At 61.1% G+C, this 13,698-nt stretch carries 12 protein-coding genes and 2 rRNA genes; 1 reads left to right on the forward strand and 13 read right to left on the reverse strand.

The genetic code is table 11. The features are described 5' to 3' along the window. Positions 1–32: 32 nt before the first annotated feature. From Q1M54_RS14930 to Q1M54_RS14945, 4 genes are read right to left on the reverse strand one after another with little or no spacing between them, the layout of a single operon-like run. Complete coding sequence (locus tag Q1M54_RS14930) at positions 33–1,568, reverse strand: AMP-binding protein (protein ID WP_300558806.1); 1,536 nt, start codon at positions 1,566–1,568, stop codon at positions 33–35. Then, complete coding sequence (locus Q1M54_RS14935; RefSeq protein ID WP_300558835.1) at positions 1,565–2,809, reverse strand: acyl-CoA dehydrogenase family protein; 1,245 nt, start codon at positions 2,807–2,809, stop codon at positions 1,565–1,567. The genes Q1M54_RS14930 and Q1M54_RS14935 overlap by 4 nt, the downstream gene beginning before the upstream one ends. A 32-nt stretch (positions 2,810–2,841) precedes the next feature. Beyond that, positions 2,842–3,639 (reverse strand): alpha/beta fold hydrolase, encoded by a 798-nt coding sequence (locus Q1M54_RS14940; RefSeq protein ID WP_300558820.1) that lies wholly within the window; start codon positions 3,637–3,639, stop codon positions 2,842–2,844. Continuing rightward, positions 3,636–4,721, reverse strand: a complete 1,086-nt coding sequence (locus Q1M54_RS14945) for a peptidase M29 (protein ID WP_300558821.1) — start codon at positions 4,719–4,721, stop codon at positions 3,636–3,638. The genes Q1M54_RS14940 and Q1M54_RS14945 overlap by 4 nt, the downstream gene beginning before the upstream one ends. Positions 4,722–4,843: 122 nt before the next feature. On the opposite strand from Q1M54_RS14945, the gene Q1M54_RS14950 reads away from it, so the two are divergent. After that, positions 4,844–5,278 (forward strand): MarR family transcriptional regulator, encoded by a 435-nt coding sequence (locus tag Q1M54_RS14950; protein WP_300558822.1) that lies wholly within the window; start codon positions 4,844–4,846, stop codon positions 5,276–5,278. Between the two features lie 6 nt (positions 5,279–5,284). Here Q1M54_RS14950 and Q1M54_RS14955 read toward each other — a convergent pair whose 3' ends face one another. The 9 genes from Q1M54_RS14955 to Q1M54_RS14995 form a co-directional block, all read right to left on the reverse strand. Then, positions 5,285–5,680, reverse strand: coding sequence for a RidA family protein (locus Q1M54_RS14955; RefSeq protein WP_300558823.1), 396 nt, complete (start codon positions 5,678–5,680; stop codon positions 5,285–5,287). Positions 5,681–5,729: 49 nt separating this feature from the next. Further along, positions 5,730–7,391: an AMP-binding protein gene (locus Q1M54_RS14960; protein ID WP_300558837.1), complete on the reverse strand. Its 1,662-nt coding sequence runs from the start codon at positions 7,389–7,391 to the stop codon at positions 5,730–5,732. A 19-nt stretch (positions 7,392–7,410) separates the two neighbouring features. Then, the gene (locus Q1M54_RS14965) at positions 7,411–8,595 is read right to left on the reverse strand and encodes an acyl-CoA dehydrogenase family protein (RefSeq protein WP_300558824.1); all 1,185 of its coding nucleotides are present in this window, start codon (positions 8,593–8,595) and stop codon (positions 7,411–7,413) included. Between the two features lie 3 nt (positions 8,596–8,598). After that, entirely contained in the window at positions 8,599–9,459 is an 861-nt protein-coding gene (locus tag Q1M54_RS14970; RefSeq protein WP_300558825.1) for an enoyl-CoA hydratase family protein, read from the reverse strand. Next, positions 9,456–9,944: a MarR family transcriptional regulator gene (locus Q1M54_RS14975; protein WP_300558826.1), complete on the reverse strand. Its 489-nt coding sequence runs from the start codon at positions 9,942–9,944 to the stop codon at positions 9,456–9,458. Before Q1M54_RS14975 ends, Q1M54_RS14970 begins: the two co-directional genes overlap by 4 nt. Next, the gene (locus Q1M54_RS14980) at positions 9,941–10,741 is read right to left on the reverse strand and encodes an SDR family oxidoreductase (protein WP_300558827.1); all 801 of its coding nucleotides are present in this window, start codon (positions 10,739–10,741) and stop codon (positions 9,941–9,943) included. Before Q1M54_RS14980 ends, Q1M54_RS14975 begins: the two co-directional genes overlap by 4 nt. A 1-nt stretch (position 10,742) precedes the next feature. Next, positions 10,743–13,076 (reverse strand): bifunctional salicylyl-CoA 5-hydroxylase/oxidoreductase, encoded by a 2,334-nt coding sequence (locus Q1M54_RS14985; RefSeq protein WP_300558831.1) that lies wholly within the window; start codon positions 13,074–13,076, stop codon positions 10,743–10,745. Between the two features lie 203 nt (positions 13,077–13,279). Beyond that, a 5S ribosomal RNA gene (gene rrf / locus Q1M54_RS14990) occupies positions 13,280–13,392 on the reverse strand. Positions 13,393–13,562: 170 nt separating this feature from the next. Further along, a 23S ribosomal RNA gene (locus Q1M54_RS14995) occupies positions 13,563–13,698 on the reverse strand; the annotation flags it as partial.

Genomic DNA, 13,698 nt, shown 5'->3' on the forward strand with positions numbered 1-13,698 from the left:
CACGCTGGGGAAGAAAGGGCGAACATTTCAGGTTATGTTCCGTGCAAAAGCGCCTGCAAAGCGGGCTTTTGCACCTTGCCCAAAGCGCTCTTGGGCAGGCTGTCCCTGAAGACCACGCGCCGGGGCAATTTAAACCGGGCAATGCGGCTTTGCAAATGCTGCATCACGGCCTCGGCATCGAGGGTCTGACCTGCCGCATCGCTCATGCGAACCAACACGGCCACTGGCACCTCGCCCCAGCGCGCATCGGGCAAGCCGACCACCGCGCACTCGGCCACGCCGGGCAGCGTGACCAGCAGGTTTTCGATTTCGGCAGGGTAAATGTTCTCGCCCCCGGAGATGATCATGTCCTTGCTGCGGCCCACAATGGTAATGCAGCCGTCTTCGGCGCGTTGGCCCAAGTCGCCAGAATGGAACCAACCACCTTGCAAACCCGTGTTGGGCGCACCATCGGCACACCAATAACCCCGCATCAGGTTGGCGGCGCGAATGCAGACTTCGCCCGTCTCACCTGGCCCGACTTCTTGTCCATGCGTGTCAATCAGTTGGACCTGTGCCTCCGGGTGCGGCCAGCCCGAAGCGCCCACGCGGGCCATGGCATCGGGCAAGCGCAGCACAATGGACACGGGACCGGTTTCGGTGGTGCCATACACCTGCCCCACCGGTACCCCGCGTGCGTGCAGCATCTGCAGATACGCCACAGGCACGGTGGACGAGCCGGTCATGATGCCGCGCAGGCAGGCCAGCGAGGTCTCGGCCCAGCGCGGGTGTTCAAACACGGCGCGCATGGTGGCAGGCACCAGCAGCGACAGCGTGGGGAGGCTCATGGCCATTTCATCGAGCCAGGCCGTCGGGTCAAAGCGCGGGTGCAGCACCACAGGCACACCCGCCAGCAGCGCAGGCAAGGTCTGGATGCAGAGACCACCCACATGGAACAGCGGCAATGTGGAAAGCACCTTGTCGGCCGGCACAAAGTCATGCGCCCAAGCGCTGGCGCGGGCGTTGGCCAGCAGCGCAGCCTGCGTGTGCACGGCGCCCTTGGGCACACCTGTGGTGCCTGAGGTGTAGACCAGAAGAAGCGGCAGGTCGCTGTGCACGACGGGCCGTGGCAGATCGCGTGGCGAAGCGGTGGCGATCAGGCTGTCGTGGTGCGTGGACTTCAGACCCTGAGCGAGCAACGCCAGGGCCGTGTCGGCATGGTGGCTGTCGTGGACAAGCACACTCGGCAGGGCGTCTTGCACGACCTGCTGGAGCTCGGGCACGGCCAAGCGAAAGTTCATAGGCAAAAACACCGCACCCAATCGGGCGCAGGCCACCAGCGTGACCAGTTGCAACTCGTGGTTGAAGCCGAGCCAAGCCACGCGGTCGCCCGATTGAACGCCCCAAGTCGATTGAAGGTGAGCCGTCACGCGCTCGACGCGCCGCCAGAATTTGGCGAAGTCATACGTCCAGCTGCCCTTGGGTTTGCGCGCATCCCCCCTGAAGGTGATGGCAGGCCAAGTGGCGTGCGTTTGCGCCAGTTGCGCAAAACGAGCAGCCAGCGGGCTGGTCTCGGAAACCTGCGTCATTCGTCTTTTTCACCGGGTTCGTACAGGGCTTCACGGCCAATGCGGTCCATGCACAGCTCGGCTGTCCAGGGCAGCATGAGCGAGCCGCAGCGCGCGTCCCGGTAGAGTCGCTCAAGCGGTAGCCTTTTGAGCATGGACTGGCCACCACAAGTGCGGATCGCCAAGCGGGCGATGTCTTGTGCGTTTTCCATGATGCTGTACTGCGCGGCATAGGCACGCAGGCGGGTGGACTTGCTCGGGTCGACCTTGGCGTCTTCAATGGCGCGCAAGAACAGGTTGCGGGTTTGTTCGAGCTTGATGAACATCTCGGCCACCGCGATCTGTTTGGTCGCGAACTGGCGGCGCTTGACGGGGCCGGTGCCCGCCATCTCGCCACGCAAATAAGCCACGGTGAAGTCGTAAGCCGCTTGTGCGATGCCCATGTAGGTGGGCGAGAGCGTCATGAACATGTGTGGCCAGCGGCTGGCAGCCTGGAAGTACAGGCCCTGCGGCATGAGCGCCGCGTCGTCGGGCACGAACACGTCTTTGAACACCAGGTTGCGCGACACCGTGGCGCGCATGCCCAGTGGGTCCCAATCGCCTTCGATGGTTAGGCCTGGCGAGGTGCGCGGGATGGCCAGGTAAAGCGTATCGCGGCGTGACAGATCAGCGCCCTCTTTCTTCTCGGTGCACAGCACGCCAAAGTAATCGGCGGCGTCTGACAGGGACGCAAAAATCTTTTTGCCATTGACCTTCCAGCCGCCATCCACTTTCACAGCCAAGGTGCCAAAGGGTTGTGCGCCTGAGGCCGCAGCGCCGCCTTCCGAGAAAGGCTGCGCGTAAATCGCGCCGTCTTTGACCACACGGGCAAAGTGTGTGGCCTGGTGCTGGCGGTGGGTGGCGCGCTGCTCGGGTGTCATCTCCAGGTCTTCTGACAGCAGGCCACTCCAGAGCATGGTGCAGACATGCATGTTGAAAGTGAGCGCGGTGGCCCCGCAATAGCGACCGATCTCGGCCGACACCATGGCATAGGTGGCGTAATCTGCGCCTTGGCCACCATGCGCTTCGGGCACACACAGCGCCAGCAGGCCCGAGTCGCGCATGTCGTCGTAGTTGGCAAACGGGAACTGCGCGTCGCGGTCGAGTTGAGCGGCACGGGGCGCGAATTTGTCGCGGCCCAACTGACGCGCCAGCGCCATCAGCTTTTGTTGCTTTTCGGTCAGGGGGTAGTCGTCGCCACAAATCGGCATCACGTTGGGCATTGTTGGTCGCTGGACGGGGGCTTGCACGTCGGTCATGGTTGCATGTCCTTCAAGAATTTTTCGAGTTCGGCGTTGAACGCCTTAGGCTGTTCGTAATGCAGCAAATGGCCCGCGCCCGCCAGACAGGCGTAGCGCGCACCAGGAATCTTTTGCGCCATGCGTTCCATCACGGTGGGCGGTGCGGTGCGGTCATGTTCAGCCGCCAAGCACAACACCGGCACGGTGATGGTGGGCAAGGCGGCGCGTTGCTCGAACTGCACCAGCGCAAGCAAGGCAGCGCGGTAAGTGGTGGGCGGTACGGCCGACATGCTTTGGTGTGCCAACTTCAGCTTGGCAGGAATCAATTGAGCTGCATCGCCACCGGGTGCCGCCATGGCGGGGATCAGCTTGTCGGCGATGTCGCCCATGGTTTTGCCCGCTTGCAGTGGGGCCAGGCGCTGCGCCAGAAACTGCTTTTGAAAATCGCCATCGGAGTTGCCAAAAGCCGGACTGCTGGCGGCCAGCAGCAGGCCACAGATGCGCTCTGGCTTTTGCGTCCAAGCCTGCAAGGCGACCATGGCACCCATGCTGTGGCCCACCAAAACGGCTTGTTCGATGTGCGCCGCGTCCAACATTTGCCAGAGGGCTTGCGCCAGCTGAGCGAAGTCATAAGGGGTGACCATGGGGCTGTCGCCATAACCGGGCATGTCCCAGGCCAGACTGCGCCAGCCCAAAGCGGCCACATGCGCTTGCTGCGCTGCCCAGCCGTGCCGGCCACCGCCCACACCGTGCAGGAACACCACGACGGGTTGTGTGGGCAAGCCCACGTCGGTGAAGGCTGGCGTTCTCATACCAGCGCCGCGCTCACGACTTGACCCGCTTCGACCACCACCGTGTCGTCGAGCCGGATGGTGCAGCCGCGCATGGGCAAATCGAAGTGGCCCAGCGTGTGGCGGCCCGCAACTTCATTGGCCCCGGTCGAGTACAAAAAGTTACCCGCAAAGGCGCGCAGCTCGGTGCCGTTGCAGTCGCGCTTGTCGTAGAACGCCATGGCGTCCCAGCGTGCCGCCGGGTTCAGGCCAAAGCCCACATGCGACACCGCATAGCAGGCGCGATGGCCCTCAAAGTCTTCCCAGGCCTTGTAGTAGCCGCGCATCATGTCCGCGTCCACGCCCTGCCCCTCGATGGCCACGACACTGTCCCTTTCGATGGTCAGGCGGATCGTGTCGCGCAAATAGCTTTTGAAGGTCAGGTTCACATCGCCCGGAGCCATGACCAGCGTGCCGTTGACACTGCCCGCCGCCGGAAAGGCCAGCGCCAAGCCGCCGGGCCAGTGCGAGACCATGCCCGGCTTGGTGCAAAAGCCCCACACACCGCCCACCACCGCTTGTTTGTCGCCATGTTTCAGGTTCACGCGCAGGTCAGTGCCTGCGGCAGACGTGACGTGCATTTGTTGTGCGCCGCGCAGCTTCTTCATGGCGGAACGCACCACGCCTTCGAGCGCCGGATCGGGGACGGTGCGCTCCAAAATTTCAGGATGCTCGTTGGACACCATGAGCAAGCGCGGCATGTGGCCGTCCACGCCCTTCATGATGGTGGGCAACTCGGGCGCGTGCAGCAGGCCTTCGACGGTGCAGTCCACCACCATGTCGGCGCGGGCCAATGCAGACACCACGGGGCCGAGTTGCTGAATAGCGTCGCTGGCACCTGTGGAGCGCACGGGCGCTGGCGCGGTGAGCGCGGGTGTGGTCAGCGTCACTTCAAACACGCGGGCGCCCATGGCCTCCAGTGCGAGGCGGGCCAAGTCCACGTTGACCCGGCGTGATTGGGTTTCGGCCAAGATAGCCACCACTTCGCCGGGTTGGACTTTGCACAGCGTGAAGGTACGGGTAAATGCCGCCAGCCACTTGTGTTCGATCTTTTCTACCAACATGCTTGTCTCCTGAAACGCCACCCAACGCAACCTGTTGACGGCCTTGAAAAACAGTTTATATGAATTTTCATGTAAGGTGAGGGGTGATTTTGAACGCAATGCACCTGTTGGAACAATCTCCCATGTCAGCACCCCGTGGTTTTGTAGACGATTACTTGGCTTATTTGTTGGCACGCGCCAGCCATTTGATTTCAAGCGAATTTCATACAGTCGTCGAGGCCAACGGTTTGAGCCTGATGGCGTGGCGCGTGATGGCCAGCCTGTCGGGCAAGGACAGTTTGAGTGTGGGCGAGTTGGCCGATATTGTGCTGGCCAAACAGCCCACTGTGACCAAGTTGGTGGGGCGCATGGCCGAGGCCGGATGGGTGCAGCGCATTGACGCCCCGCACGACAAACGCCAGTCACTGGTGAGCCTGACCCCAGCCGGTCAACGCAAGGTCAAACCCCTGTTGACCCAAGCCCGCGCGCACGAAGCGCAAGTGATGTCCGACATCGGCGTGATCGACGCTGCCCAGCTCAAACGGGTTCTGGAGCGCTTGATTGCGATGCGGGGATAAACAGGTTCACTCCGGCACCACAGCCGTCACTTCAATCTCAACCAAAGCCCGGTCTTCCACCAAGTCGGCCACCTGCACCAGCGTCATGGCCGGGTAGTTCTTGCCAATCACTTCCTGATAGACCTTGCCCAACTCGCGTCCTCGCGCCAAGTATTCCTTCTTGTCCTTGACGTACCAGGTCATACGGGCCATGTGCTCTGGGCCTGCGCCTGCGCACGCCAGCGTGTCAACGATGTTTTGCAGGGCCTGGCGGCACTGGGCCACAAAGTCGTCGGTCTCGAACTGGGCCTGGCCGTTCCAGCCGATCATGCCCGCGACGAACACCATGCGGCCACGCGCTTCGATGCCATTGGCATAGCCTTTGGCGGGTGCCCAGCCTTCGGGTTGCAAGACGTTGAACATGCTTATCCTTTATCAGTTGGGGACAGAGCTAAAGATCTGTCCCGCAAAGTTATTTGTTGACTGAAATTTGACGCAGCTTGAATCGCTGCAGTTTGCCGGTTTCGGTGCGGGGCAAGGCGTCCAAAAAGACCACCTTGCGCGGGTACTTGAACGGGGCGATGGTTTGCTTGACGTGCTCTTGCAAGGCTTTTTCCATGGCCGCATCCCCCGCGTGACCGGGCTTGAGCACCACATAAGCCTGCACGATCTGGCCGCGGTCTTCGTCGGGCATGCCGACCACGCCGCATTCGGCCACGGCCGGGTGTTGCAGCAAAGCGCCTTCCACCTCGGGGCCTGCGATGTTGTAGCCGGCCGAGATGATCATGTCGTCGTTGCGGGCCTGGTAGCTGAAGTACCCATCCAAGTCCATGACGAAGGTGTCGCCGGGCAGGTTCCAGCCGTCTTTCACATAGTCTTGCTGACGCGGGTCGGCCAGGTATTTGCAGCCTGTGGGGCCGCGCACAGCCAGGCGTCCCACGGTGCCGGGCTGCACAGGCTGCATGTCGTCGCCCACGATTTGCGCCACATAGCCGGGCACCACCTGGCCGATGCTGCCGGGGCGCACTTGCGCGCCCGCACTCGAGATATAGATGTGGATCACTTCGGTGCCGCCAATGCCGTCGGTCATCTCGATGCCCGTGGCCTGCTTCCACAATTGGCGGGTCGCATCGGGCAAGGCCTCGCCTGCCGAGACGGGGTGCTTCAAGCTGCTCAGATCGTGCTGGCCAGCCAGCGCTGCCATCTGACGGTACATGGTGGGTGCGGTGTAGCACTGGGTGGCTTTGTATTTCGCGACGGTCTGCAGCAGCGTCTCGGGCGTTTGTTTTTCCAGCAGCACGGTGCTCGCGCCATGGCGCAGCGGAAAGGCCAGCAGACCGCCCAAGCCGAAGGTGAAGGCGATGGGCGGCGTACCGCAGACCACGTCGCTCTCATTCATCTGCAAGATGTGGCGCGGGAACAAATCGCACATGGCCAACACATCGCGGTGGAAGTGCATGGTGCCTTTGGGCTTGCCCGTGGTGCCGCTGGTAAAGGCGATCAGACACACGTCGTCGCGGCTGGTGTGATGCGGGGTGTACGCGCCGTTTTGCCGAGCCATGCGCTGCTCCAGGCCGTCAAGGGCATCGCTGCGGAACTGCACCAGCTGTTTCAGACTGGCAGAGTGGCTGGCATGGCCAGGCGTCATGCAATGCTGTAAATCCTCAACCAACAAGCTGTCGCAAAGCGCGGCGCTAACTTGGGCTTTGTCAATGATCTGTGCCAACTCGCCCGCACGCAGCAGCGGCATGGTGGGCACCACCACCAGGCCCGCCTTGAGCGCGCCCAGCAAGCAAGCCGCCATCATGGGGCTGTTGCCGCCACGCAGCAAAACGCGGTTGCCGGGTACCAGACCCATGTTCTGCGTCAATACCAGCGCAATGCGGTGGCTCTTGTCTTGCAACTGCGCATAGGTCCAGCTGAAGTCGCCACCACCCTGATTGAAGTCGCTCACGCCATGCAGCGCGATGCGATCGCCTCGTCCCTCGCGCACATGCCGGTCCACCAGTTCAACGGCGCAGTTCAGTGGGTCTGGATAGTTCAACTCGGGCAAGTCAGCCAGGAACACAGGCCATTGGCCCTGCGGGGGCAGGCGGTCGCGCGCAAAGGTATCGGTGTGGCTGCTGGGCAGCAGGTTGTTCCAGTCGCTCATATCAGCCTTTCAACACATCCTTGCCAATGATCAGCTGCTGCACTTCGGTGGCCCCTTCGTAAATGCGCAGCGCCCGAATCTCGCGGTACAGGGACTCCACCATCACGCCTTTTTTGACGCCCATGCCGCCGTGCATCTGCACCGCCATGTCGATGATCTGCTGGGCGTTTTCGGTCGCGGTCATCTTGGCCATGGCCGCTTCGCGGGTGATGCGTCCGCCCTGGTCGCGCAGCCAAGCGGCGCGATACGTTAAGAGCGTGGCCGCGTCGAGCATCGTGGCCATTTGCGCGATCTTGGTTTGGGTGATCTGAAAGTCGCCCAAGCTTTGGCCAAACATCTTGCGTGAACGCGCCCAGCTGATGGACTCATGCAGGGCACGTCGCCCAAAGCCCAAAGCGGCTGCGGCCACCGAGGTGCGGAACACATCGAGCGTGGCCATAGCGACCTTGAAGCCTTGGCCCGCTTCGCCAATGCGCTGGTTGGCAGCGACCTTGCAGTTGTCAAACTTGAGCGTGGCCAGCGGGTGGGGCGCGACCACATCGATGCGCTCTTCAATGGAGAGGCCGGGTGTATCGGCATCGACAATGAAAGCTGAGATGCCGCGTGCGCCCGGCGCTTCGCCCGTGCGTGCGAACACCACATAAAAGTCGGCAATGCCGCCGTTGCTGATCCAAGTCTTGCGGCCGTTCAGTACATAGCCGTCTGCCGTGGCGGTGGCGCTGCATTGCATGGCGGCCACGTCAGAGCCCGCATCGGGTTCACTCAAGGCAAAGGCAGACAGGGCTTGCCCCGAAGCCACACGCGGCAGGTAGCGTTGCTTTTGATCGGCTGTGCCCAAGAGGCTGATGGCCCCTGTGCCTAGGCCCTGCATGGCAAACGCGAAGTCAGACAAGCCGTTGTGAAAGGCCAGCGTTTCGCGCAGCAGGCACAGCTGGCGCGTGTCGATCACATCCGATGCGGCACCGTAGGCCGTGCCAGACACCGCGTGCTTGAGCCAGCCGCCGCTGCCCAGCAGGCGCACCAAGCGGATGCATTCGGCGTCCACCGCATCGCGGCTTTCGTCGTGGTGTGCGTGAGCCAAATGCTCGTTGCACCAGGCATCCAGCCGGACTTTGAAGTCGCGGTGGCTGTTGTCAAAGAAAGGCCAGTCGAGTTCTGGCGGATGAGTGGCTGGGTGTTCGGACATGGCTCAGTCCCCTTCAAACACGGGCGTTTGCTTGGCCACAAAGGCATGGTAGGCCCGGTGGAAATCGTTGGTGGCCATGCAGATGGCTTGCGCTTGGGCTTCGGCCTCGATGGCTTCGTCCACGCCCATGTTCCATTCCTGCTGCAGCATCTTTTTGGTCATGCCGTTGGCAAAGGTGGGGCCCGCTACCAGCTGGGCGGCCATGGCTTGCGCCTCGATCAGCACTTCTTCTGCGCCGCACACGCGATTGTAAAAACCCCAGCGCTCGGCTTCCAGTGCGCCCAGGCCGCGCCCAGTGAACAGCAGCTCGCTCGCACGGCCCTGACCAATGATGCGTGGCAGCAATGCGCACGCACCCATGTCACAACCGGCCAAGCCGACCTTGTTGAAAAGGAAATAGGTTTTGCTGCGCTCGGTGCCATAGCGCAGGTCTGACGCCATGGCCAAAATGGCACCCGCCCCGGCACACACACCGTCAATGGCGGCAATGATGGGTTGCGGGCAGGCACGCATGGCCTTGACCAAGTCGCCCGTCATGCGGGTGAAGGCCAGCAGGCCGGGCATGTCGAGCTTGGTGAGCGGGCCGATGATTTCGTGCACATCGCCACCAGAACAGAAGTTGCCCCCGGCCCCGGTGATGACCACGGCGTGAATATCGGGTGCGTAGACCAGCGCGCGGAAGAAGTCACGCAGCTCAGCATACGAGTCAAACGACAGCGGGTTCTTGCGCTCGGGACGGTTCAGGCTCACCGTGGCCACACCGTCTTTGACGTCCAGCAAAAAATGTTCAGGCTGATAGCCCGCCAAAGGTTGGTTGTGGCGGGGCAGCTGATGCGCCTGACCGGGCAGGTAGCGTTGGGTCATGTCTTCTCCTTTTGATGGGTGCGTGTGCCGGACTTCAAGGTGCCCAGCAGTTGGTGCAGCTGTGTTTGTTCTGGCTCTTCCAGCGGCGAGAGCAGTTCAACCACCCAGCTTTCGTGGGCCATGGCCATGGCGGCAAAAGCTTCGCGCCCGGCGCTGGTCAAACTGACGGTGAAAGAACGGCGGTCGCCGACTTGCGTCTGACGCTGCACCAGTTGTTCTTTTTCCAGCTGGTCGACGATGCTGGTGACGTTACCGCCTGTGACCATCATGCGGCGCGACAGCTCGCTCATCGACAAGCCTTGCGGCTCCCGCTCCAGTTGCGCCATCAGGTCAAAACGCGGCAGCGTGATGCCAAACTGCTCGCGCAAGCGTTGGCGGATGGTGTCTTCGATGCGGGTGGTGCAAGACAGCAGACGCAGCCACAGGCGCAGCGAGGCGTGGTGGTCGGCATGGGCGCGCACTTCCAAGTCTGACATGCTGTTCATCCTGCCAACTCTCCACCGTCAATCGCAATGGCTTGGCCGTTGATGGCTTCGCTGCCTGCTGCGCACAGCCACAACACGCTTTGCGCGACTTCTTGCGGCAGTACCAGACGCTGCTGCGGGTTGCCTGAGGCCAAGGCCTGGCGCGCTTCGGCTTCGCTCTTGCCGGTTTTACCAACAATGTTTTGCACAGCTTCGCGCACGATGTCGGTCTCGGTGTAGCCGGGGCAAATGGCGTTCACGGTCACGCCCTTGCGAGCCAATTCGAGGGCCAGAGCTTTGGTCAGTCCGACCACACCGTGCTTGGCCGCCACATACGCGCTGACATAGGCATAGCCCTTGAGCCCTGCGGTGCTGGCGATGTTGACGATGCGCCCTGGCGTGCCTGCTTTGGCCGCTTCGAGCATGCCCGGCAACACCGCCTGAATGCAGTGGTAGGTGCCCGTGAGGTTGACGTTGAGCATCTGCTGCCACAGCGCAGCATCGGTCTTGGCAAAGGGCTGGCTGATGGCTTGGCCTGCGTTGTTGACGAGGATGTTGACAGGACCCAAACGGGCCTGTGCTTGCTGCACCGCCATTTGCACGGCGTGTGCATCGGCCACATCCATGGGCGCGATCAGCACCGCCAGGTCGGGCGCTTGCGCACGCAAGGCTTCGGCTTGGGCTTGCAGTTTGTCTTGTGAGCGGCCACACAGCGTGAGGCGGCAACCCGCTTGAGCCAGTTGCAGCGCTATGGCCGCACCGATACCTGCACCCGCGCCGGTGATGAGGGCGTGTCGCTCTTGCAGTTCTTGGGCCACCTCAATCCCCCTTGCTTGCACTTTGCATGGCACGCTCACGGGCAAACCCGGCTTCGAGCTGAGGCTTACCCGACTCGTAGGCACGCGGCCAAGCGATGTCTTTGAAGCCGATGCGCGCGGCTTCGGTGAGCGTCCAAGCCGGGTTGGCCAGGTGCGGGCGGGCCACGGCACACAGGTCGGCGCGGCCTGCGGCCAAGATGCTGTTGACGTGATCGGCTTCAGAGATGGCTCCGACCGCGATGGTGGCGATGCCCGCTTCCTGACGGATGCGGTCGGCAAACGGGGTCTGGTACATGCGGCCGTAGGTGGGCTTTTGCTGGGCACTGACTTGGCCTGAAGAGCAGTCGATCATGTCGGCACCTGCGGCCTTGAAGGCACGGGCGATCCAAACCGCGTCGGACGGCGTGATGCCGCCTTCGACCCAGTCGTGCGCCGAGATGCGTACCGACATCGGCAAGTCCTTGGGCCAAGCAGCACGCACAGCTGCAAATACCTCGAGGGGGTAACGCAGGCGATTGGCGAGCGAACCACCAAACTCATCGCTGCGCTGGTTGGTGAGCGGGCTGATGAAGCTCGACAGCAAATAGCCATGGGCGCAGTGCAGTTCGAGCCAGTCGAAACCAGCTTTCGCGGCGCGCTGCGTGGACGTCACAAAGTCGGCCGTGACGCGGTCCATGTCGGCGCGGTTCATGGCGCGGGGCACCTCACCATGCGGCAAATAGGGAATGGGCGAAGCGGCGATCAACGGCCAGTTGCCTTCTTTGTCGTCAGCGGGCACAGGCTGGTCCATGCCAGCGCCTTGCCAAGGTCGGCAGGTCGAGCCTTTGGGCCCGGCGTGACCGATCTGAAGGCCGATCTTGGCATCAGACTTGGCATGCACCCAGTCGGTGATGCGTTTGAAATCTTCAGTCTGTGCATCGTTCCACAGTCCTGGGCATCCATGAGTGATGCGGCCTTCAGCACTTGGCGCGGTCATCTCAACCATGACCAGCCCGGCGCCGCCCATGGCGCGTGCACCCAGGTGCACGAGGTGGTCGTCGCCCACGCGGCCGTCCTCTGCCATGTATTGCGCCATGGGCGAGACCACCACGCGGTTCTTGAGCGTGACCGAGCGCAAGGTGTATGGAGTGAACATGGGGGGACGAATTCCCGGCCTGGCCGTGCGACTCGCAAACCAGGCCTCATAGCCTTCCAGCCAGGTCTTGTCTCTCAAGCGTAAATTTTCATGGCTGATTCGCTGGCTGCGTGTGAGCATGGAGTACATGAACTGCTCGGGTTCGAGTTGGTCGCAGTAACGCTCTCCGCACACCTCAAACCACTCCATCGCATTCCAAGCAGCGTTTTGCAGTCGGATGACATCGATCTCACGCACGGCTTGGTATTGCTTGAGCACCTCGGGAATCCTGTCTGCGGTGTCGCCCAGTGACTTGAACTGGCGCACCAACTCGATGGCATCCTCGAGCGCCAGTTTTGTGCCCGAACCAATTGCAAAGTGGGCGGTGTGCACCGCGTCACCCATCAGCACCACATGGCTGTTGCCGTTGAAGTGGGACCAGTTGCTGCACTTGATGCGCTGGAAGTTCAGCCATGCAGAGCCTCGCAGATGGCGGGCGTTGGTCATCAACTTTTCACCCTGGAGATTCTTGGCAAAGAGTTTTTCGCAGAAGACTATTGACGTGTCTTGGTCGGCTTTGTCCAGACCGTGCGCCAGCCAAACGTGTTCAGGACACTCGACGATGAAGGTCGATGTTTGGTTGTCAAATTTGTAGACGTGGGCCTGAAACCAGCCGTGTTCGGTCTTCTCGAACAAAAATGTGAAGGCGTCGTACTGTCTGTTGGTGCCAAGCCAAATGAATCGGTTTGGTCGGGTGACGATGTCGGGTTTAAAAATCTCAGGTGTGCGACTTCGCACACGGGAATTGACGCCATCACTGGCAATGATGAGGTCCGCATCTGGAAAGTCCAGATCTGAATTCACATCTTGCTCAAACATGAGCTTGACACCGACCTGTTCGCAGCGAACCTGCAATATGTTGAGTAGCTTCTTGCGTCCAATGCCTACAAAACCATGTCCCCCTGAGCGTATCACCTGGTCTTTGATGTGCAGTTCAATGTCGTCCCAATGATTAAAAGCCTGCTCAATCTCGCCTGCGGTTTCACTGTCCCATTGCCACATATTGGCCAAGGTTTGGTCCGAGAAAACCACACCCCAACCAAAGGTGTCGTAAGGCTTATTGCGTTCCACCACGGTGATGTCGTGGTGGGGGCCGAGTTTTTTCATCAGCAACGCGAAATACAGGCCCGAGGGACCACCGCCAATGCACACGATTTTCATAGTCGTTCTCTCTGCTCCACGGCAAACAAGCCATTAATTGAGGCCTAGATATTTTAGACTTGAAGTATTTAGCGAATCGAAGCTTTGGTCAATCGGGGGGTAACCCGTAGAGAAGAAACTGAGGGGAGAATTGTGCGGATGATCAATGCTTTGCACAAAGCAAAACGCCCCACCGAATGGTGAGGCGTTTTGGGCTGTTAGAAGCCTGACGATGTCCTACTTTCACACGGGAATCCGCACTATCATCGGCGCTAAGTCGTTTCACGGTCCTGTTCGAGATGGGAAGGAGTGGGACCAACTTGCTATGGTCATCAGGCATAACTTGTTGTCATCTTGATCAAATCAAGACAACGAATTCATAGAGCTTCGAATCAGATTTTGGCCTTTTATCCGGGCTATTGACCCGGCATTGTGCCTTTTTGAATGCGTCAACTTGGCATAACTTCCTTGACCAATGCACACCCTACGGCGTGTGATCAAAGTTATAGGGTCAAGCCGCACGAGCAATTAGTATCGGTTAGCTTAACGCATTACTGCGCTTCCACACCCGACCTATCAACGTCCTGGTCTTGAACGACTCTTTAGGGGGCTCAAGGCCCCGGCAGATCTCATCTTGAAACGA

The sequence above is a fragment of the Limnohabitans sp. Rim8 genome, from assembly GCF_943326455.1.
Taxonomy (GTDB): Bacteria; Pseudomonadota; Gammaproteobacteria; order Burkholderiales; family Burkholderiaceae_C; genus Limnohabitans_A.